The organism is Campylobacter sp. RM12654 (assembly GCF_020137585.1).
Classification (GTDB): Bacteria; Campylobacterota; Campylobacteria; order Campylobacterales; family Campylobacteraceae; genus Campylobacter_E.
On the sequence record NZ_JACGAR010000005.1, the window covers coordinates 52,591 to 65,956 of the forward strand.

A 13,366-nucleotide genomic window follows, 5' to 3' on the forward strand; every position below is an offset into this window, starting at 1 on the left:
CTAAAAAAGGCTTTTTAGCCTTTTTTAGAATATCAATTATTAGGAGAAAATGTGGAATTTTTAAAAGAATATTTAGATTATTTTGTGTTTGCGATATTATTTTTTATGAGCTTTTTAGTTTTGGCATTTAGTATTGAAAGGCTAATATTTTTTAAGAATATTGATATTAAAAATTATAAATGTAAAGATGAATTAGAAATAGCACTTAGTAAAAATCTCACCTGTCTTTACATCGTTTATCAAAACGCTCCTTATATAGGTTTGCTTGGCACGGTAATAGGCATAATGATTACATTTTATGATATGGCAAATGCAGCTACTATGGACGCAAAAAGTATTATGCTAGGGCTTTCGCTAGCACTAAAAGCAACAGCACTTGGACTTGTTGTAGCAATCCCAACTCTTATGATATACAACGCATTTATTAGAAAAGTTGATGTTGTATTATCAAGATTTAAGGAAAATAATGAGAGTAAATAAAGAAGGCTTAAATCTAGTTCCATTTATTGATATTATGCTAGTTTTACTTTGCATTGTTTTAAGTGTTAGCACCTTTATAGCAGAAGAAAAAATCGCTATAAACTTACCAAAATCAGAAAATAGCGTAAGCATTGATGATAAGCAAAAAGTATTTATAAGTATTAATGAAACTGGCGAGATATTTTATAATGAGAGTTTGCTTAGCGTAGATGAATTAAAGGCAAAATTATCAAGTATTAGTAAAGATGAAATTGTAATTTTACGCTCTGATGAGAACGCTAGTTATAAACATTTTGTAAAAATAGTGGATATTTTAAAAGAGTTAAAGCATGAAAATTTTGCTATTGCAACAGAAAAATAAAATCGCATTTTTCATCTCCTTTTTAGTTCATGCGGTTTTGTTGGCGTGTTTTTTTAGAATTGATGTAAAGACAAGTGAGATTAAAAATGATAAAGCTTTAGCGGTGCTTTTTTATGCTCCTAGCATACCCCAAAATGCTGTTAAAGAAGAAATAATTGAAGAAGTAAAAGAAATAAAAGAAGAAATAATCAAAGAAGAGATAAAAGAAGAAAAATTTGCTTTAAAACCTAAAAAAAAGCACCATAAAAAACCAAAACCAAAGCAAGAAGTAAAAGAAATTAAAAAAACTCAAGATGAGCCAATCACATCTCAAAACGAACCTTTAGCAAGCAAGATAAATGAAGCTAAACCAACTACTACAATTAGTAATAATACTCCTGCAGGTGGGAATAATCAAGATGAATTAATCTCTCATATTCAATCAGTTTTAAATAAAACTGCTAAGAGCAATTATCCTATGAGTTCAAGAAAAAGGCGTGAGCAAGGAGTAGTGGTTGTAGGATTTACCTATGATTATGGTAAGGCAAAAAATATAAAAATACTTAAGCCATCAAAATATGAAAATCTAAATAAAGCAGGGATTAAAAGCGTTGAGATAGCGAAATTTAAGCGTTATGAAAGAGTTTTAGATATTAGTGTGCCGCTTAAGTTTAGCTTACATTAAAAATTAGTGCTTAATTGCACTAATTTAAAAATTATAATTTAGATTAAAAGTATATAGCCTTGAATTAGCGTATTTATAACATAATTCGTTATTACAATTAAATACGTTGATTTTATTTTTGCTATTTAAAATATTTAAGATATTAAAACTTATTTTTAATTTAGTATTTTTAATATTTTTAGTATAGCCAAATCCTAAATTCCAATTCAAATATGACTTAAGTTTAGTATCGCTAAATATTTGCATATTTAAATTCTTATCGTATTGTGAGTATAAATCATTTTTCGCTGAATGATAAGTGATTTCATTAATCAAGTTAAAATTATCATAAAATAAATTATGAGTAAAATTAGCTATAAAAGGCTCATAAACAAATGGCAATTCGCTTGATTTTATAGTTTTACCATTATAGATTATGTTTTTACCAGTTGTGCTTAAATAATTAGTCGCACTACCTTTTTTATGTAGATAGCTAAGATTTAAATCAAAATAATTTTTAGTATTAAATATACTAATTTCATTGCTAGATAAATTAAGACTTACAATATCATTAGCTGTTTTTTTGCCATTATAATAAACTTTATAATTATTATCAGTATCTTTTATACTTTCTAAGCCTAATTCTTCTTGATTTGCTGAATAAATTTCATTATAAGTTTTGCGTTTAATGTATTTTAATAACATTTTAAAATATTTAAATTCTGCGTTGTAATATAGGCTAAACTCATTAGCATAAGGGCTTTTTAATCCCATAAAAACTCTATCTTTTTGCCATTTTGTATCTTGTATCCAAGGGCTATTATAATCAATTCTTGAATACTCTTCATATCCACTAAAATAATCATCATATAAAATATAAGCTAAAAGCCCTTTATCATAATATTTATTAAATCCAAATCCTAAAAATTGATTATCATTTAAATAATACTCAAGTCCTGTTCTAGGGGCTATATTAAATCTTTTGCTAAGGCTATCATAATCATTTCTAAGACCTAATCTAAATCTAAAATTATGATATTTAATATCGCTTTGTATAAATTGAGCGTAGTTATTTATTGATTTTTTAGCTTTTGCAAAATGTGTTTCATAATATGAAAAATATTGATTATTTATGCAACTAATATCATTTTCTTTACAAGCTAGAATATCAATTGGTTTTTCATATCTTGTATAAGGATTAATTCTATTTATTTTGCCTTGATTTTTACTAAGTTCAAAACCAAAATTAAAGCTATATTCTAAATCATTATTTTTAAATTCATTAGTTTTAGCGTCTAATTTATATTGATATGATTTTTCAGTTTGTAAGGTATCTCCTAGCCCACCATAACTTTGCTTTATACCTGAAGGTAAGATGAATTGATACTGAACTTTTTTATCATAAATTCTTGAAGAATTTGATTTTAAAAATGATAAATGCTGATTAAGATTTATATTTTTTAATTCACTTTCAAGATTAAAAGCTAGGCTAAATCCACCATAATTTACTTTCATATTAGAATCAATTACGCCTTCTTGAAATTGATTTATTAAATAAGGATTATAAATAAAAGTTGAGCTAAGAATATGGTTATCATAATCTTTTTGAGTTTTTAGCAAAATTAAGTTATTTGTATCGCTGATTTTATTTATTGTGTATATATCTTTTTGCTTTATTTTTGTATTTGAATAATTACTACTTGCAAAAAATAAAATTCCAAAAGTATCATTTAAATATGAGCTAAAATTAGCACTGAAATATCTTTTATAATAATTACTAAAATCTTGATAACCATATCCACTAGAATATTTTTGCCTTATTTTATCATCTATAAAAATATTATCTTGAAAGCTATATCCAAGACTAAATCCACCACTTGGATTTTTTGATGGGCTTTTGATTTTTGCATCAATTACTCCACCTAAAAATCCACCATAACTAGCACTTACAAAACTATCATAAATGCTTAAATTATCTATAATTTCGCTATCTATATTAAGCGAATATGAACCAAGAGATGGGTTATACCAGACATTTTTATATAGCGTTTTTGACATAGCTGGTTGAATGGTGCTTGTTATGTTTATTCCATCTATAAACATTTGATTTTGATAGGTTTTAGCACCATTGATTGAAAAATCATCTGGCTTTAAAGAATTTGAATTATCGCTATCTTTAGTAGTAATTCTTATATTTGTATGATTTTTGATAAGTTCATCTAAAGTGTGATTTTGTTTTATTTGAGTATTAAGATAGGCTTTATTGTAAATAGTGTTAGAAAATTCTAAATAATCAATATTTTGCACTGCATTAATATTGATTTCATCTAAGGTATTTGCATAAATATATGTAGCTAAAAATATGCTTAGCTTAATTTTATTTTTGCAAAATTGCTTCATAGCCATCTTTTGCTAAACATTTTAAAAGTGATTTTTCATCATAAGTTTTATCACTTATTTTTAGAGTTTTAGAATTTAAATCTACTTTATAATTTTTGCTAACTTTACTAGCACAAAAACTAATAAAATCAACACAAACTTCACAAGCCATATCTTTTATAAAATAAACATTTGCATTAAGATTAAGTGCTAAAAGCATTATAAAAAATGCCTTCATTGTTGCACTGCTTTATAGCCGATTTCGTTGATTTTTTCTACTATTGCTTTAATATCTACATCTTTAGCAAAAGTAATAACTAAATCTTTAGAATTAAAATCAGCCTTATAATCTTTAACTTCAGCAATACTTTTAGACGCTTCTATTATTTTTTTAGCACAACCATTGCAACCCATATTTTTTACATTTAATAAATAACTTACATCAGCAAAAGCTAAACTTGATAAAATTGACACAAATAATAATTTTTTCATACATTCTCCTTAAAAAATATTAATTATAAAAATCATTTCTTAAGAATAATTGAAAATAATTATAAATATTATATAAACAATTAAATTAGAATTTAAAATATTATTTTGATATTTTAATATTAGCTAATTTTTAAATATAATTAAAAATTATTTTTATATAAAGGTTTATATTGTTTAAAAAATATTTGTTATTTTTATTTAGTTTAACTTTTTTAAATGCTTTAATTATCAATGAAAATGAAGTGATTTCAAATCAGATAATTACAAATGAAGATATAGATAATGAAGGCGTCATAAATAGTGATAAAAATCAATTTTCTGGTGTTTTTAATAATAATTTTGGTGCTACTTTAAGTGGTAATTTTTCTACTTTTAACGAGGTGTATAATGGTGGATTTTTTGAAGGCTCATTTCATAATATTCAAATGTTTGTTAATAATGGATATTTCTTAAGCACCAATACTACTACAAATCAAGAGTTTTTTAATCTATATGATGGAATGATAGAAGCTAATCATAATAATTTTTTTAATATGCAAAATTATGGCTTAATTTATGGAGATGATAATATTTTTTATGATTTTATTAACTTTCAAGAAGGCTGGATTTTTGGAGATAACAATACTTTTAATGGAGATGTTTTAAATGATACTGATGGGCTTATATCTGGAAATAATTTATCATTTAAATCAACTTTAGAAAATAATTCATATATTTTTATAGATAATAAAGCTAGTTTTAATGAAGTGATTAATAATGCTGTTATGGATGTAAATAATGTAGAATTTATTGGCGAAGTAATCAATAATGATACTATCAATGGGGATTTTTTAGAATTTAAAAACAATCTAAAAAATAATCAAAATAGCACTATTTCTGGAGAGAATTTAACTTTTGCAAATACTTATAATGATGGTATGATTTTAGGTGATATTACTACTTTTAATAAAGAATTAGATAATGATATTAATGGCTGGGTTATAGGAAATGATATTACCTTTAATGATAGGGTTATTAATAATGGCGATTTAGTAGGAAGCAATTTTAAGTTTAAAAATCAATTAGAAAATACTTTAAATGTAGATAGTATTTATTCTAGTTTTGAAAAGATAAATAATAGTGGATTTTTTACAAGTTATAAATCTACTTTTAATAATACCATTACTCAAAGCGATAATGCGTATTTTTATGCTAACGCATCTGCTATTAATGCTGATATTTTAGGTGGGGATATTGAGATTGCTTATAGTAATTTAGCTAATGAAGAATTAAAAGTAAAAAATGCGAAAATCAATAATTCTACAATTAATTCAAAAAATATGATTTTTGATAATTTGATTTTAAATTCTTCATCAATTTATGGTGGTTTTAGAGCTAAAACACTAGAAGCTAATAATAATAATTTTGTTCTTTATTTTAATGATGGTTTTAGTGGGGCTATTGTCGTTGATGAAGAGATAAAAGGCGTAAATAATGATATAAAAATTGTAAATTATCAAAATAATTTAGGATTTTTTCCTTTACTTTTAGCAAGGAGTAGTAAGGATTTAAGTAAAGATTTTGCTGTATATACTATAAAAGGCTTTAGTGTTTTTGGTTTTGATAAAGAAGTAATAGTAAAAAAAGAGCAAAATGGAGCTTTTTTGCTTGGGATAGGGGATTTTAACTCTTTAAATATTAGCGATATTAATGAATTATTTGATGATAAATATAAAAACAATTTAGAAAATAATGCAATAAATAAAATTACAGCAAAAAATCCTGATATTGCAAAAATTGGTGTGGATAAAAAGCTAATTAATAATATAAAAAATAAATTCTATAAAGAAGACTTATTAAATTATTCTATTTCAAGATTAAATTTTGATAGCAAAAGGTTTGATTATTTAGATTATGAGTATTTAAGTGGGGATATAAATGATATAAATTATTGGCTAAATCTAATAAAAATAAATAAATCTAATGAATATAATTATTTTTATAATAATTTAGGATTATTTTTATATAGCTTAAATAATGAAAGCAAAAATCATAAAATCTATGGTGGCGGATTTTATGCTAATTTTAATTTTGATAATTTTTATATAAATACTGATTTTAAATACAATGAGCACGAAGTTGCGATAAATCTTGATGATTTAGGGATTATAAATAAAGATTATTTTAGCGTTAATTCAAAAGTAGAATTTGGATTAAGTTATGAAAATTATTTTGTATATAAGCCAAATATTGCTTTTGTTTTTGAATACTTACCAAAGACAAAATATAAAAATGAATATATAAAAGCTTTATTTAAAAGGCAAAATAATTGCTTTTTAAAATTAGGTTTTGCTTTAGAATACCTTAACAATGATTTTGCATTTTCGCTAAATAGTAATTATTTTAAAAGCTTAAGCAAGGATAAATTGCTTATTATAAGTGATGGATATTCTAAAGAAAATCTATATTTCAAAAATCTTAATAGTTTTGAGCTTGGAATACAAACTAAGTATTTATTAAATGATAGTTTAAGTTTGGATATTGATTTAAGTAAGCAGTTTTTTAAAGAATTTAATTCTTATTTTTTTAAGATTGGTTTTGGATATAAGTTTTAGGCAAAATTATATATTTTGCCTTTTTATAAATTAAACATATGATTTAATGGGCCTCTGCCACTTCCTAAGTTTGGAGCAAATTCCATTGCATTTTGTGTATATAATTTAGCATCTTTTACAGCTTGTAGTTTAGAAAGTCCATTAGCTAAATTAGCAGCTATAGAAGCACTTAAAGTGCATCCTGCTCCGTGATCGTTTGTGGTATTTAAAGGTTTGCCGTAAAGCTCGTAAAAGTCTTTTCCATCATAAAAATAATCTATCGCTAAATCAAAATATTTTCCACCTTTAGCAATCACGCTTTTAGCACCTAAGTCTATTAATTTTTTAGCAGCATCTTTTAGTTTTTCTTTAGAATTAATCTCAAATCCACATAAAAGTTCGGCTTCTAATTTGTTAGGCGTTAAAATATCAGCGAATTTGATAAACTCATTTACATAAAGCTTAAAATCTTCATCTCCTATTAATCTAAAACCACTTTTAGCAAACATAACAGGGTCAATTACTATATTTTTAGGTTTATATTCTTTAAATTTTTCAATAGTTAATCTTATTAAATTAGCATCCCCCATTAATCCTGTTTTTAGTGCTTTTGGTGGAATATCTTTAAATACTGCATCAAATTGAGCCGATACAATATCTTCATTCATAACACAAGCACCATAAACTCCTTGAGTATTTACAGCATATACTCCTAAAACTACTGCCATTCCAAAAGTTTTATGCATAGTAAAGGTTTTTAAATCAGCTTCAAGTCCGCTACCACCACTGCAATCACTTCCTGCAATTGTTAGAACTGGATTTAACATATAAACTCCTTATATTGGTTAAAAGAGAAATAATACTCTAAAAATTTATAATTTTATTATAATATTTGCCTTTTTTATAAATTTATTAGGAACAAAAATGTTTAACCTTGATATAAACTTATTTTCTTACATTAGCGTTAGGGCTTTTTTAGCGTTTTTATTATCGTTTATTATTACATTAATTATTATGCCACTTTTTATTTCTTGGGCAAAGAGTGTAGGGGCTAATCAGCCAATTTTAAGTGATGCACCACTAAATCATCAAAAAAAATCTAATACTCCTACAATGGGTGGGGTTGTTTTTATTTGTGCTGCTTTATTATCTAGTCTTGTTTTTACTACATTTAATGTTTATAGTTTTAGTGCGATTTTGTGTATTGTTTGTTTTGGTGCTATTGGAATAATTGATGATTTAGGCAAGGTATTAAAAAAGGCAAATAAGGCTGGGTTAAAACCACGCTCTAAAATGATTTTAATGTTAATTGCATCTTTAATAACAATATTACCTATTATGATATATGGGAATTTTAGCACAGAACTTTTTGTCCCATTTTATAAATATCCTATAATTGATATGAAGTATTTTGCTTTATTATTTTGGGTATTGGTGTTAATTTCTAGCTCAAATGCTATTAATCTAACTGATGGACTTGATGGGCTTGCTTGTGTGCCTAGTGTGTTTTCACTATTTACATTATCAGTGTTTTTATATCTTAGCTCAAATGCTGTTTATGCTAATTATTTATTGTTACCTAGAGTAAGTGGGAGTGAAGAATGTGTTGTGATTGCACTTGCATTAATTGGTGCTTTACTAGGATTTTTATGGTATAACTGCCATCCAGCACAAGTATTTATGGGAGATAGCGGTTCTCTTACATTAGGAGCTATTGTTGGATATTTAGCGATAATTTCAAAAAATGAGATTTTATTAATTTTAATAGGTTTTGTTTTTGTTCTTGAGACTATTAGCGTTATTTTACAAGTTGGAAGTTTTAAAATATTTCATAAAAGGATTTTCAAAATGGCTCCAATTCATCATCATTTTGAGCAAATTGGTTGGAGTGAAAATAAAATCATAGTTAGATTTTGGCTAATTGCATTTATTTGCAATGTTTTAGCGTTAATTACTATTAAATTAAGGTGAGTTTTATGTTATCAATGTTTGGATATGGAAATGTTGCTAAGGCAATTACAAGCACTTATAAAAAGGGTGAATGGTATATATATGATGATAAATTTAGCGTTTGTAGTGAAGATGAATTTGGTAATAAGCTTTTACCTACAAGCTATTTTAATCCTGATAAAAGTAGCATAGAAGTAGTTAGTCCTGGAATTGCACCTAATCATATTTTATGTAAAAGTGCTAAGAATTTAACAAGTGAGATTGATTTTTATAACGAAGCTTTAGGGCTTAGTATTTGGGTTAGTGGGACTAATGGTAAGACTACTACAACGGAAATGATTTCTTATTTGCTTAATATTGAAGCAGGAGCAAATATAGGAAAACCAATTGCATTAATGAATCTTAAAGCACCTTTAGTTGTCCTTGAGATGAGCTCTTTTGCCCTTCATTATACTAAGGTTGCAAGACCTGAGCTTTATGTATTATTACCTATTTGTGATGATCATATTTCTTGGCATGGAAGCTTTAATAATTATGAAAAAGCAAAACTTGATTTAATTTTTAGAATGAATAAAACAGCAAGTATTATTGTGCCTAAAAAATATGAAGAGTATTTAAAGAGTGCAAATTGTATTAAATATTTTTATGAGAATTCTAGTGATTTAGCTAAACTTTTTGATATTGATTTAGTTAGATTAAATTACAATGAGCCGTTTTTATTAGATGCGTGTTTAGCGTTGGCTGCTTGTAAGATTATTAGTGGCAAAATTGAATATGAAAAAATATCTAAGTTTAAAATTGGTCGTCATAGAGTTGAGATTTTTAAAGATAGTAAAAATAGAATTTGGATTGATGATAGCAAGGCTACTAATATTTCAGCTGCACTTGCTGCTATTAATAGTTTTAAAGAGCCTTTACATTTAATTGCTGGTGGAGATGCTAAAGGTCAAGATTTAAATGAGTTTTTCTCAAAATTAGATAAAAATATAAAGCTTTATTTAATAGGTAAGAGCGATTTTAGCGATATTGCTAAAAAGCACGGATTAAACCCAATTAGAACCAATCTAAAAGAAGCTGTAAGTATGATTTATAAAGATTTAACAACTAAAGAAATAGCATTATTAAGTCCTGCGTGTGCTAGTTTAGATGAGTTTAGTTCTTATGCTGAGCGTGGGGATTTGTTTATAAAATATATGAAAGATTTAGATGTTTAGCTTTTTAAGACTTGCAAAAAGTGCTTTAATTACAAGTGAGTATAGTGTGAAAAATAATAAATTACTTTATAAAAATAAAGAATTTATAATCCAAGATGAATTAAAAAATTGCGAAAATACTTATTTTGTAGTTGCTATTGATAGAGTGATTTTATTTAAAAATCAAAATGAAAATAATTTTGATAAGGCTAAAAAAAGACAAATAAAAGCGATAAGTCTTAGTTTTTTAGTAATGATTTGCTTATTAGTAATTTTATTTTTTCAAGAATTTGAAATAGGAATTTCATTTTTAAGTATTGCTAGTATTGTAGTTTTTATACTTTCAATACTTAATTATTCGTTTTTAAAACAACAAATTTTCGCATTAGAAAAAATTTAAGCATAATTTAAGAATTATCATATATAATAACGGCTTTACTTCGGTGGTTGGATAGCTCAGTCGGTAGAGCAGCAGACTGAAAATCTGCGTGTCGGCAGTTCGATTCTGCCTCTAACCACCATTTTAAATTTCCCACTTTTTATTATTTTTTTGTTTGAGAATTTGAAATAGGAATTTCAAAATAATTTTTCTATACATTAAATATTTTTTCATATACTCCCCAAATGATTAAGGCAAAAAAGAAATTCGGACAAAATTTTTTAAAAGATGAGTTAGTAAAACAGCAGATCATCCAAGCGATACCCAAAGATTTAAAAGCAAAATTAATTGAAATTGGGCCTGGCTTAGGTGATTTAACTGCTCCAATACTTAAAAGCGGTTTTAAATTAACAAGTTTTGAAATAGATGATAGTTTAATTCCTATTTTAAACGAGCGTTTTAATAAAGAGATTTTAAGTGGAGATTTTACGCTAATAAATGCTGATGTTATGAATGTAAAAATTAGCGATGAGCCTTATTTTATATGTGCTAATTTGCCGTATTATATTAGTTCGCAAATTATTATAAATGCTTTATTTGATGATAACTGCATAGGTATGCTTGTGATGATTCAAAAAGAATTAGCAGATAGATTTTTTGGTATTGATTATTGTGCTTTAAGTGTTATTACGGATTTACTTTGTGATAAAGTTAATGTTTGTGAAGTGCCACCTAGTGCATTCACTCCTATGCCAAAAGTAAATTCTAGTGTAATTAAGCTTATTAAAAAGCCTAGTTTGTTGGATAAAAAAGATTTAAAAGCTTTTAATTCTTTTATCAAGATAGCCTTTAATCAACCAAGAAAAAAAATGCTTAGTTCATTTTCAAATAAAACAAAGGTAAAACAAGCATTAGATAAGCTAGAAATTGATGAAAACAAAAGAGCTCATGAAATATCTGTTAAATCATTCTTAGAACTTTTTAAATTACTAAAGGATGAAAATGAATATTGAAGATTTAGAAAAAACAAAAGTAGCAAGAAGTTATGAAAACGCTGAAAACGAAGATGAACTTTTAGAAGAATTAGAAGAAGAAATTGACGATAAAAAAGCTAAAAAGAAAAAAAAGCGTAAGAAAAAAATCTTACCAGCTTCTTTAAAAGGTGATTTAGATTGGCAAAAAGCCTTAGCTGAATCAATGAAAGAAAACGAAAAAGCTCAAGAAAAAAGGCTATATCCTTGGATAAATTACAAAGGTAATGCAAGTGTTAAATTTACTCCATTAGGCGGACTTGGTGCTATTGGTGGAAATATGAGCGTAATTGAGTATGAAGATGAAGCTATTATCATTGATGTTGGAATGAGCTTTCCTGATGCTGATACTTTAGGTGTTGATATTGTAGTTCCTGATTTTTCTTATATTAGAAAGATAAAAGATAAAGTAAAAGCTGTTCTTATCACTCACGCTCACGAAGATCATATTGGAGCAATGCCTTATTTTTATAAAGAATTTGATTTTCCGATTTATGCTACGCCGCTTCCACTTGGAATGATTTCAAATAAATTTAGCGAACACGGGCTTAAAGATAAATGCAAATTATTTAGACCAATTACAAAAAGACAAATTTATGAAATTGGCTCTTTTAAAGTTGAGTTTATGCATATAACTCATAGTATTATAGATAGCTGTGCATTAGCTATAAATACTCCTGCTGGAACTATTATTCATACGGGAGATTTTAAGATTGACCATACTCCAATAGATGGTTATGCTAGTGATTTACATCGTTTAGCTTATTATGGCGAAAAAGGTGTTTTATGTTTATTTAGCGATAGTACTAATAGTTACCGCGAAGGTGTAACTAAGAGTGAAAGCACCGTTGGTGGGACTTTTGATTTGATTTATTCAAGATGCAAAGGTCGTGTGATTATGAGCACATTTAGCTCAAACATTCACAGAATCCATCAAGCAATCACACACGCACTTGTATATAATAGAAAAGTTTGTATTATAGGTCGTTCTATGGAAAGAAATCTATTTACAGCAATTGAGCTTGGATATTTAAAATTTGATAAAAAGATTTTTATAAGTGCTGATGAGCTTGATAAATATCCTGATGAAGAGATATTAATAGTAACTACAGGCTCACAAGGTGAGAGTATGAGTGCATTATATAGAATGGCTACAAGCGAACACAAACATGTAAAAATTAAGCCTAATGATCAAGTAATTATAAGCGCTAAAGCAATTCCTGGTAATGAAGCAAGTGTATCAGGTGTAATTGATTTATTAATGCGTCATGGAGCAAGTGTTGCTTATCAAGAATTTAGCGAAATTCATGTAAGCGGTCATGCAGCAAGTGAAGAGCAAAAGCTAATCTTAAGACTTGTAAAACCTAAATATTTCTTGCCTGTGCATGGAGAGTATTCTCATATTAGTAAGCACAAAGCTAGTGCAATTGCTTGTGGTGTGAATGAAAAAAATATATATTTATTAAATAACGGCGATCAAATGGAGATTAGCTGGAATAAATTAAGAAGATTAAAAACCGTTAAAACAGGTAAAACTTATATAGATAATCAAGTAGATAGAGAAGTGCATGATGATTTATTAAATACTAGAAAAAATCTTGCAGAGCATGGAATAGTGCAGCTTAATCTTCATATTAATATGGGTGCAAGGACACTAAATCACGCACATATAATCAATTTTGGTTTAGTATCAAATAAACTAGCTCAAGATTTTGCAACTGATGTTAGCAATTATATTAAATTATTTATAGCTGATGCAAAAGATACTTTATTAAAGGATAAAAAGGCATTTGAACCAGCACTAAGAAATGCACTTAAGAAGTATTTTTTCAAAAAATATAAAAAATATCCGTATTTATTATTAAATATTCATTAAGGATAAAAT

General features: G+C 26.4%; 13 protein-coding genes and 1 tRNA gene. 10 read left to right on the forward strand and 4 right to left on the reverse strand.

Going from position 1 to position 13,366, the window contains the following annotated elements:
• The first annotated feature begins 51 nt into the window (after positions 1-51).
• Genes exbB through AVBRAN12654_RS02825 form a run of 3 tightly spaced genes read left to right on the forward strand, consistent with a single transcriptional unit; the run spans position 52 to position 1,505 of the window.
• On the forward strand, positions 52-480 hold the full coding sequence (gene exbB, locus AVBRAN12654_RS02815) for a TonB-system energizer ExbB (RefSeq protein ID WP_239802994.1): 429 nt from the start codon (positions 52-54) through the stop codon (positions 478-480).
• The gene (gene exbD, locus AVBRAN12654_RS02820) at positions 467-841 is read left to right on the forward strand and encodes a TonB system transport protein ExbD (protein ID WP_442862271.1); all 375 of its coding nucleotides are present in this window, start codon (positions 467-469) and stop codon (positions 839-841) included. Before exbB ends, exbD begins: the two co-directional genes overlap by 14 nt.
• Positions 810-1,505, forward strand: coding sequence for a TonB family protein (locus AVBRAN12654_RS02825; protein WP_239802993.1), 696 nt, complete (start codon positions 810-812; stop codon positions 1,503-1,505). Before exbD ends, AVBRAN12654_RS02825 begins: the two co-directional genes overlap by 32 nt.
• Positions 1,506-1,529: 24 nt before the next feature.
• On the opposite strand, the gene AVBRAN12654_RS02830 is transcribed toward AVBRAN12654_RS02825, so the two are convergent.
• Genes AVBRAN12654_RS02830 through AVBRAN12654_RS02840 form a run of 3 tightly spaced genes read right to left on the reverse strand, consistent with a single transcriptional unit; the run spans position 1,530 to position 4,355 of the window.
• Positions 1,530-3,884, reverse strand: a complete 2,355-nt coding sequence (locus tag AVBRAN12654_RS02830) for a TonB-dependent receptor plug domain-containing protein (protein ID WP_336613887.1) — start codon at positions 3,882-3,884, stop codon at positions 1,530-1,532.
• Entirely contained in the window at positions 3,862-4,101 is a 240-nt protein-coding gene (locus AVBRAN12654_RS02835; RefSeq protein ID WP_214117355.1) for a hypothetical protein, read from the reverse strand. The genes AVBRAN12654_RS02830 and AVBRAN12654_RS02835 overlap by 23 nt, the downstream gene beginning before the upstream one ends.
• The gene (locus tag AVBRAN12654_RS02840) at positions 4,098-4,355 is read right to left on the reverse strand and encodes a heavy-metal-associated domain-containing protein (RefSeq protein WP_214117354.1); all 258 of its coding nucleotides are present in this window, start codon (positions 4,353-4,355) and stop codon (positions 4,098-4,100) included. Before AVBRAN12654_RS02840 ends, AVBRAN12654_RS02835 begins: the two co-directional genes overlap by 4 nt.
• Before the next feature lie 170 nt (positions 4,356-4,525).
• Between AVBRAN12654_RS02840 and AVBRAN12654_RS02845 the strand changes: the two genes are divergently transcribed.
• Positions 4,526-6,949 carry a hypothetical protein gene (locus AVBRAN12654_RS02845; protein WP_336613888.1) on the forward strand — a complete coding sequence of 808 codons (2,424 nt, stop codon included), beginning with the start codon at positions 4,526-4,528 and terminating at the stop codon, positions 6,947-6,949.
• 23 nt (positions 6,950-6,972) lie between these two features.
• Here AVBRAN12654_RS02845 and thiD read toward each other — a convergent pair whose 3' ends face one another.
• Complete coding sequence (gene thiD, locus AVBRAN12654_RS02850; RefSeq protein WP_214117352.1) at positions 6,973-7,755, reverse strand: bifunctional hydroxymethylpyrimidine kinase/phosphomethylpyrimidine kinase; 783 nt, start codon at positions 7,753-7,755, stop codon at positions 6,973-6,975.
• Between the two features lie 97 nt (positions 7,756-7,852).
• Between thiD and mraY the strand changes: the two genes are divergently transcribed.
• From mraY to AVBRAN12654_RS02880, 6 genes are all read left to right on the forward strand, one after another.
• Complete coding sequence (gene mraY, locus AVBRAN12654_RS02855) at positions 7,853-8,899, forward strand: phospho-N-acetylmuramoyl-pentapeptide-transferase (protein WP_214117351.1); 1,047 nt, start codon at positions 7,853-7,855, stop codon at positions 8,897-8,899.
• A 5-nt stretch (positions 8,900-8,904) separates the two neighbouring features.
• Complete coding sequence (gene murD, locus AVBRAN12654_RS02860; protein ID WP_214120201.1) at positions 8,905-10,092, forward strand: UDP-N-acetylmuramoyl-L-alanine--D-glutamate ligase; 1,188 nt, start codon at positions 8,905-8,907, stop codon at positions 10,090-10,092.
• Positions 10,085-10,471 carry a hypothetical protein gene (locus tag AVBRAN12654_RS02865; RefSeq protein ID WP_336613889.1) on the forward strand — a complete coding sequence of 129 codons (387 nt, stop codon included), beginning with the start codon at positions 10,085-10,087 and terminating at the stop codon, positions 10,469-10,471. The genes murD and AVBRAN12654_RS02865 overlap by 8 nt, the downstream gene beginning before the upstream one ends.
• A gap of 45 nt (positions 10,472-10,516) precedes the next feature.
• A tRNA-Phe gene (locus AVBRAN12654_RS02870) sits at positions 10,517-10,592 on the forward strand.
• 103 nt (positions 10,593-10,695) lie between these two features.
• The gene (rsmA, locus tag AVBRAN12654_RS02875; RefSeq protein ID WP_214117348.1) at positions 10,696-11,463 is read left to right on the forward strand and encodes a 16S rRNA (adenine(1518)-N(6)/adenine(1519)-N(6))-dimethyltransferase RsmA; all 768 of its coding nucleotides are present in this window, start codon (positions 10,696-10,698) and stop codon (positions 11,461-11,463) included.
• Positions 11,453-13,357, forward strand: a complete 1,905-nt coding sequence (locus AVBRAN12654_RS02880) for a ribonuclease J (RefSeq protein WP_239802988.1) — start codon at positions 11,453-11,455, stop codon at positions 13,355-13,357. Before rsmA ends, AVBRAN12654_RS02880 begins: the two co-directional genes overlap by 11 nt.
• The last annotated feature ends 9 nt before the right edge of the window (positions 13,358-13,366 follow it).

Excerpts from the sequence above, each read along its gene's own strand:
- exbD (WP_442862271.1), top strand. The coding sequence starts at position 467 with ATGAGAGTAAATAAAGAAGGCTTAAATCTAGTTCCATTTATTGATATT.
- AVBRAN12654_RS02825 (WP_239802993.1), top strand. The coding sequence starts at position 810 with ATGAAAATTTTGCTATTGCAACAGAAAAATAAAATCGCATTTTTCATC.
- AVBRAN12654_RS02830 (WP_336613887.1), bottom strand. The coding sequence starts at position 3,884 with ATGAAGCAATTTTGCAAAAATAAAATTAAGCTAAGCATATTTTTAGCT.
- AVBRAN12654_RS02835 (WP_214117355.1), bottom strand. The coding sequence starts at position 4,101 with ATGAAGGCATTTTTTATAATGCTTTTAGCACTTAATCTTAATGCAAAT.
- AVBRAN12654_RS02840 (WP_214117354.1), bottom strand. The coding sequence starts at position 4,355 with ATGAAAAAATTATTATTTGTGTCAATTTTATCAAGTTTAGCTTTTGCT.
- thiD (WP_214117352.1), bottom strand. The coding sequence starts at position 7,755 with ATGTTAAATCCAGTTCTAACAATTGCAGGAAGTGATTGCAGTGGTGGT.
- mraY (WP_214117351.1), top strand. The coding sequence starts at position 7,853 with ATGTTTAACCTTGATATAAACTTATTTTCTTACATTAGCGTTAGGGCT.
- murD (WP_214120201.1), top strand. The coding sequence starts at position 8,905 with ATGTTATCAATGTTTGGATATGGAAATGTTGCTAAGGCAATTACAAGC.
- AVBRAN12654_RS02865 (WP_336613889.1), top strand. The coding sequence starts at position 10,085 with ATGTTTAGCTTTTTAAGACTTGCAAAAAGTGCTTTAATTACAAGTGAG.
- rsmA (WP_214117348.1), top strand. The coding sequence starts at position 10,696 with ATGATTAAGGCAAAAAAGAAATTCGGACAAAATTTTTTAAAAGATGAG.
- AVBRAN12654_RS02880 (WP_239802988.1), top strand. The coding sequence starts at position 11,453 with ATGAATATTGAAGATTTAGAAAAAACAAAAGTAGCAAGAAGTTATGAA.